The organism is Citrobacter sp. NCU1, from assembly GCF_010231475.1.
Lineage (GTDB): Bacteria > Pseudomonadota > Gammaproteobacteria > Enterobacterales > Enterobacteriaceae > Citrobacter_D.
This window is the reverse complement of sequence record NZ_NRDO01000004.1, coordinates 186156-192740: the sequence shown is the minus strand read 5'-3', so window position 1 is coordinate 192740 and position 6585 is coordinate 186156. Positions and strand designations below refer to the sequence as shown.

The window sequence follows — 6585 nt, the reverse complement described above, 5'->3', positions numbered from 1 at the left end:
TGAGAGACGCAAGAAGTAGGCTTGATAACAGATTAAACCGGCGTGCATGAACGGAAGTGAATGTGTGCTGGAAACAGAATTTGCCTGGCGGCTGTAGCGCGGTGGTCCCACCTGACCCCATGCCGAACTCAGAAGTGAAACGCCGTAGCGCCGATGGTAGTGTGGGGTCTCCCCATGCGAGAGTAGGGAACTGCCAGGCATTAAATAAGTGAAGAAGCCCATCCTGACGGATGGGCTTTTTTGCGTCTGTGGTCCGGGGAAATGCCGGATTGAGCAGATTTTATCAGTCCATATCCGACGTGCAGGCCTGATAAGCGCAGCGCCATCAGGCAATCCAAATGTACCGGAGGGGGACTTTTACACACTTTATCCGGGTTACAGAGAACCACAGACACAGCGATCTCCGGCAATAAAAACCGTACTGGATCTCTTATTTTCCGGTATACGCCAGATTCAATAATGGATACGGTTTTCCAAGATCATCAACCTCTGAACGTCCCGTCACATTTATCCTGACGGATGGGCTTTTTTGCGTCTGCGGACTGCGGAAAATGCCGGATGGCGTAGTGCTTTTCAGATCATATCCGCTCCAAGGGTAGTAGAGTCTGCTCTGGTTTATACCCCTAAATCGTTGGCCTGCTAATTAAAAGCTAGATTCCTGTCACATATTTATATATAACAACTATATAACATTTTGTTCACTTTATAAGACAGTGATAAGCGCCGATATTCTCGGTTGGATCCTTGGCAGGAGTACAATTCTAATGACTGAAAGCAGTGTAACTGCGAGCGGGTCGCTGACAAGCAGCGATACCCGTCGCCGCGTATGGGCTATTGTAGGGGCATCATCCGGGAATCTGGTCGAATGGTTTGATTTCTATGTGTACTCGTTCTGCTCTCTCTACTTTGCCCACATTTTCTTCCCATCAGGAAACACGACGACTCAGCTTTTGCAAACAGCCGGCGTTTTTGCCGCAGGGTTTCTGATGCGCCCTATCGGTGGTTGGTTATTTGGTCGAATTGCCGATAAACACGGCCGTAAAAAATCGATGCTGTTGTCGGTTTGTATGATGTGCATGGGATCGCTTGTGATCGCCTGCTTACCCGGCTATGAGACAATTGGCACCTGGGCTCCGGCGCTTTTGTTACTGGCTCGTTTGTTTCAGGGCTTATCTGTTGGTGGGGAGTACGGAACCAGTGCAACCTATATGAGTGAAGTGGCTGTAGAAGGTCGTAAAGGGTTTTACGCCTCATTCCAGTACGTCACGTTGATCGGTGGACAGCTTCTGGCATTGTTGGTTGTTGTGGTTCTCCAGCAAACGCTGGATGATGCCGATCTTAGATCATGGGGCTGGCGTATACCATTTGCATTAGGTGCGGCATTGGCAATTGTCGCGTTGTGGTTACGTCGGCAACTGGATGAAACTTCTCAGCAAGAAACGCGCGCGCTAAAAGAAGCGGGTTCTTTGAAGGGATTATGGCGTAACCGTAAAGCGTTCATGATGGTGCTGGGTTTTACGGCTGCAGGTTCGCTCTGTTTCTACACCTTCACAACGTATATGCAGAAGTACCTGGTCAATACAGCCGGAATGCATGCCAATGTAGCAAGCGGAATTATGACGGCGGCATTGTTCGTATTCATGCTTATTCAGCCTTTAATTGGTGCACTATCGGATAAAATCGGGCGACGGACATCGATGTTATGTTTCGGCTCGCTGGCTGCTATTTTTACAGTGCCGATTCTCTCCGCTTTACAGAATGTCACTTCACCTTATGCCGCGTTTGGACTGGTAATGTGCGCGTTACTCATCGTGAGCTTCTACACGTCAATTAGCGGGATCCTGAAAGCTGAGATGTTTCCGGCACAGGTTCGTGCGTTAGGGGTTGGTCTTTCTTATGCCGTGGCGAACGCGTTGTTCGGGGGATCTGCTGAATATGTTGCGTTGTCGTTGAAGTCCATTGGTCTGGAGACGTCATTCTTCTGGTACGTTACGGCGATGGCTGTCGTGGCATTTTTTGTTTCATTGATGCTACACCGTAAAGGTAAAGGTCTGCGCCTTTAGTCGTGAGCCATTTGCCAGACGGCGTAACCTGTGGTTGCTCCTGCAACATCCCAGGCAAAATCTTTCCAGCTCCAGCCGCTCCCTGCGGGGCGGCTGTCCCACAATTCTTTTGATGCACCGAGGCTGATGGAAAACATCAGACCGAATGCAGCACTGCGATCGTGGCTCATTCCCTGGTGTTGAGCGTATTCATTTCCTGCCGCTGAGAGCATGGCAGAAGCGATAAAATGTTGCGCTTTATCCTGTCCGCTCCAGCGATCGTTCGCCATATGGCTACAACCGGTAAGAAGCAGAACAGCAATAAGGATAAAGGAGCGCACCGACACCTCCACAGGAAAAACCCCGTCACTGGACGGGGTTTTGTTTACAGAATCCGACTAATTAGTTTGTCAATTCGAATGCGGCGTAGTCGGCGGATCAGTTTGCGGACTTTAACGGGGTAGTCGGCAATACTCTGCAGGTCGCGATAATGTTTAACAATCGTAGTATGCGTGCGGATAAGATCGAGCTCTTTCTCACGCTGAGGTGCTAATTCCTGTTTGGGATCGTGGATCAAAATTGCGTTCTCAAGATCCAGACGCCAGGCCCGAGGGTTAAGGTTGTTACCGGTGATGAGCATCCATTTATCATCGACCCACATCCCTTTCAGATGATAGGTATTGTCGTCATCCTTCCACAGGCGCACAATAAGTTGATCGGTATTCACGTAATACTGCAGACGACTCAGGAAACGACGCAGGTTAATTTCGTAAAGATAAGGAAGCGCACCGATGATTTTGAACGGTTCATTCTCGGGGATGAAGAAGTCGTTCGCCGTTTTATCACCAACGATGATCTCAACCTTTTTGCCATCACGCAGTAACTGAATGATACTACGCACCAGGACTGCAGGCAGGTTGAAATAAGGCGTACAGATAGTGAGCTTGTGCTCCGTACACGGCATAAGATGGAAAATCGTCTTGTTCAGCAGACTGGATTTCCCTAATCCGACCAGCGGTGTCACGGACAGTTGTTCGTTATCGGCATCCCCCTGAAAATGGTATGACGCATCGCGTAGCTCCTGGCGGAACAACCGGATGTCATTTTTAATCTCAGGGCTTTTCGGACGGTGTATATCATCCAGACGGTTCACGCCACGGCCGTTCATCAAATTCTGAGTGACCCACTCATACATGATGTCCGCCATTTGCGTATTGCGAATGAGATGATAACGGTCGTAACGGTATTTATCATGTTGATGCAGATAAACATCGTTCAGGCTTGCGCCGCTATAGATGACGCTGTCATCGATGATAAAGCCTTTAAAATGCAGGACGCCAAGTGCTTCCCGCGTGTTAACCGGTACGCCGTAGACGGGAATGTCGATACCTGGATTTTCTTGCGCCATTCGGCAATACCAGTCAGCGTTGGTGTTAGACGCTGCTGCGCCAATACGCCCACGCTGCGCACGATGCCAGTCGACAAGCACCCGGACATCCAGCTCAGGACGCTGCCGTTTAGCCGCATAAAGCGCGTCGAGTATGCCTTTGCCGCCATCATCCTGTTCAAGATACAGGGCAATAATGCAAATACGTCGTGTCGCGCTGGCTATTTTCTCCAGCAGTGTCTCCCTGAAATTAGCGGGAGTATAAAAGAAATCTACATCATCAACTGACTGAGAAATCTTAGGTAGTTGGGCAAGGTGTTGTTGATGTTTATTACGCTTAAATTTTGACAACATCACAGTGCATTTCTTCTCTGTTCATTGAAGGGTCCTCTGTACTATGCAGACGACATAAGCGGGCAATGATAACATCAGTACCCATTAAAGTGGTCAACATTTCCAGTACCTTACTCACGATTCCTCATATTGGGCAAGATTAAGCGTTAGCCCAACAATGCCGTCTTCGAGCTGGATATCAACCTCAAACCCGAGCTTTCGGGCCAGTGCCACCATGCCGCGATTGTTTGGCATCGTAATACCATTAAGGCGTCTCAGTCCGTGATCCCGAGTATAAGCAATCAATTTTTCCATTAACCGACGCCCTAAACCGAATCCTTTGAGATCAGAGCGCACCAGTACAGCAAACTCTGCGTCGATATTATCCGGGTCGGAGATCGCGCGCGTGACGCCGAGGATCTCCTCGGTGCGATCATGACGACGTACGGCAACAAACGCCATTTCCCGATCGTAGTCGATCTGCGTCATGTTGGCTAAATCTTCATGAGTGAATTCGTTGATCTCGCTAAAATAACGATAATAAAGATCTTCTTTCGTGACCTGGGAAATGAACTGCTGAAGTTGCGGTTCATCTTCTGGGAGAATAGGGCGGAACAGACAACGTTCGCCATTTTTCATCTCCACCCATTCTTCGAGATGTTGCGGATAAGGACGTACCGCCAGTCGGCTTTCGTTATCGCCCTCGAAAGGGGCGATATCCAGCGTCACATCCAGCGCAGTGAATTCGTCAGCAGATGCGAGCAGCGGATGGATATCCAGACGCTGAATCTCCGGGCAATCGACGATCAGGTTCGAAACCTGCACCAGCAACCGGCTTAAACCCGCGACATCCAGTGGACGTAGCGCGCTGCGACCGCGGATTTTTTTATTCTTTATTCCCTGAATCACTAAATAGCGCGCCAGGTTCATGTTTAGCGGTGGCAGTGCAACGACGGCCTGCTCTTCAGGGCGCCACTCCATACCGCCTTCGCCAAGCATAATCAGAGGGCCAAATACCGGATCGTGTTCCACCACCACACGCAACTCTTGCGCACCTGCACGGTTGGCCATGCTTTGTACTAACAGGCCGTGGATTCGCGCCTGGGGCCAGGCCATTTTTACGCGATCAAAAATGGCATTGGCCGCCTGCTGAACTTCATTTGCCGTACGCAGGTACAGCATGACCCCCTGAACTTCAGACTTATGCGGAATATCCGGAGAGCGCAGTTTTAACGCAACCGGATAGCCAATTTGTTCGGCGATATGCACAGCTTCTGCACTGTCACTGGCAATCCAGGTCGGCAACGTCTGCAAGCCGTAGGCCTGCAGAATCGGCTGCACTTCATGAGTATCCAGTGATGTCGCACCTTCATCAATGGCCTGCTGCAATAGCTTATGCGCTTCTGTGGTATTTGACGTCAGGTTTGTCGGCAGTGCTGGCGTTTCTCGCAGTTGCTTCTGGTTACGGCGGTATTCCACCATGTGCATAAAGGCTGTAATAGTGCCTTCCGGTGTACGATAGGTGGGCAGTCCCGCTTCGCTGAACAATTTTCGGGCTTCCTGAGAAGAGTATTCACCACACCAGTTAGTCAGCAACGAGACATATTTCCCTCTGGGATGATGCTTCACCGCTTCAATCAGCGCCTGGGCGTTTTCGGTCCCTGGGGCAACAGCGCTGGGGGAGTGGATCACCATCAAAGCATCGAAATCCTGGCTGGCCAGCAAAATGTCCACCGTTTTGACAAAGTGATCGCTGCTGGCGTCGTCACGCAGATCCAAGGGGTTGGCGATGTTGACGTGTTCAGGCAGCGCTTCTCTCAGTTTGCTGCATGTCTCTTCGCTTAACGTCGCTAATTTGCCATTGCGTGACCAGAGTTCATCCAGCGCCAGGGCGGCAGGGGCTGCGCCATTACTGATGATCATCAGTCTGTCACCGCGCAGTGGGCGCATGTGGCTTAGGGTTTCAACGGCAGAGAAAAGTTCGTGGGTATCCTGGACGCGCAGTAAGCCTGCACGCTGAATAGCGGCATCCCACGCGGGATCCATTCCCGCGCTGGTGTTGAGTAAACGCTGGGCTGCCGGACTACGGCCACTTTTAATGACCAGAATCGGTTTGTTACGCGACGCGCTACGGGCGGCAGAGACAAAGCGCCGGGCATCGCTTAAATGTTCAAGGTAAAGCAGGATCGCGCTGGTCTTGCTGTCTCGCGCAAGGTAGTCCAGCAATTCATCGACATCAATATCCAGACTGTCGCCTAACGCAATAAAGTAAGAGAAGCCCATTTCCCGCTGCTGCGCCCAGTCCAGAATAGTATTGGAGACAGCCGCTGACTGCGAAATAAATGCGAGCTTGCCACGCTTAATGGGAACAGGCGAGAAACTGGCGTTCAGGCCCTGCCAGGGCGCCAGTAATCCCAGACTATTCGGGCCAAGAAGCCGCATTTTGAAACGTCGTGCGCAGGACTGAAGCTCTGCATGTTGAGACGCGGGTGACGACAAAATAATGCAGGTTTTGCACCCTTTCTCTCCCAGAGCCTCCAGTAGAGCAAGATTACGGCTGGCATTGGTACAAAGGACCGCGAGATCGGGCGTAAAGGGCAGACTGGCAATATCTGGCCAGGCAAGGACGCCTAACACCGCCTTCCAGGTGGGTGTCACCGGCAGAACGGGACCGTTGAACCCTCCGGCCAGCAGGTTGCGCATCATCAGATAACCAGCACGATGGGGCTTCATTGACGCGCCAATCACCGCAATAGATTTTGGTCGCAGTAGTGCTTCCAGACCACGCTGACTCATATCGGCTTCCTTATGGCATCAGTGACC

General features: G+C 51.0%; 4 protein-coding genes, 1 rRNA gene and 1 pseudogene. 2 read left to right on the top strand and 4 right to left on the bottom strand.

From position 1 onward, the window contains the following. Nucleotides 1-83 precede the first annotated feature (83 nt). Nucleotides 84-199: ribosomal RNA gene (rrf, locus tag CJP72_RS01640) — 5S ribosomal RNA — on the top strand. A 231-nt stretch (nucleotides 200-430) separates the two neighbouring features. Here the strand turns inward: rrf and CJP72_RS01635 are convergent. Further along, a pseudogene (locus tag CJP72_RS01635) lies at nucleotides 431-517 on the bottom strand (acetyltransferase); the annotation flags it as partial. 247 nt (nucleotides 518-764) lie between these two features. Between CJP72_RS01635 and kgtP the strand changes: the two are divergent. Then, a complete protein-coding gene (gene kgtP / locus CJP72_RS01630) occupies nucleotides 765-2063 on the top strand; it encodes an alpha-ketoglutarate permease (protein ID WP_162379162.1) in 1299 nt (432 codons plus the stop codon). Here the strand turns inward: kgtP and CJP72_RS01625 are convergent. The 3 genes from CJP72_RS01625 to CJP72_RS01615 all read right to left on the bottom strand — a co-directional run bounded on the left by CJP72_RS01625 (nucleotide 2060) and on the right by CJP72_RS01615 (nucleotide 6558). After that, entirely contained in the window at nucleotides 2060-2383 is a 324-nt protein-coding gene (locus CJP72_RS01625; RefSeq protein ID WP_162379161.1) for a YfiM family lipoprotein, read from the bottom strand. The genes kgtP and CJP72_RS01625 overlap by 4 nt on opposite strands. A 44-nt stretch (nucleotides 2384-2427) precedes the next feature. Further along, a complete protein-coding gene (gene pssA, locus CJP72_RS01620; RefSeq protein WP_162379169.1) occupies nucleotides 2428-3783 on the bottom strand; it encodes a CDP-diacylglycerol--serine O-phosphatidyltransferase in 1356 nt (451 codons plus the stop codon). 114 nt (nucleotides 3784-3897) lie between these two features. Next, on the bottom strand, nucleotides 3898-6558 hold the full coding sequence (locus tag CJP72_RS01615) for a bifunctional acetate--CoA ligase family protein/GNAT family N-acetyltransferase (RefSeq protein ID WP_162379160.1): 2661 nt from the start codon (nucleotides 6556-6558) through the stop codon (nucleotides 3898-3900). Between the last annotated feature and the right edge of the window lie 27 nt (nucleotides 6559-6585).

What these genes read in the sequence shown, in the direction of transcription:
- CJP72_RS01615 (WP_162379160.1), bottom strand. Translation starts at nt 6,558, where the DNA reads ATGAGTCAGCGTGGTCTGGAAGCACTACTGCGACCAAAATCTATTGCG.
- kgtP (WP_162379162.1), top strand. Translation starts at nt 765, where the DNA reads ATGACTGAAAGCAGTGTAACTGCGAGCGGGTCGCTGACAAGCAGCGAT.
- pssA (WP_162379169.1), bottom strand. Translation starts at nt 3,783, where the DNA reads ATGTTGTCAAAATTTAAGCGTAATAAACATCAACAACACCTTGCCCAA.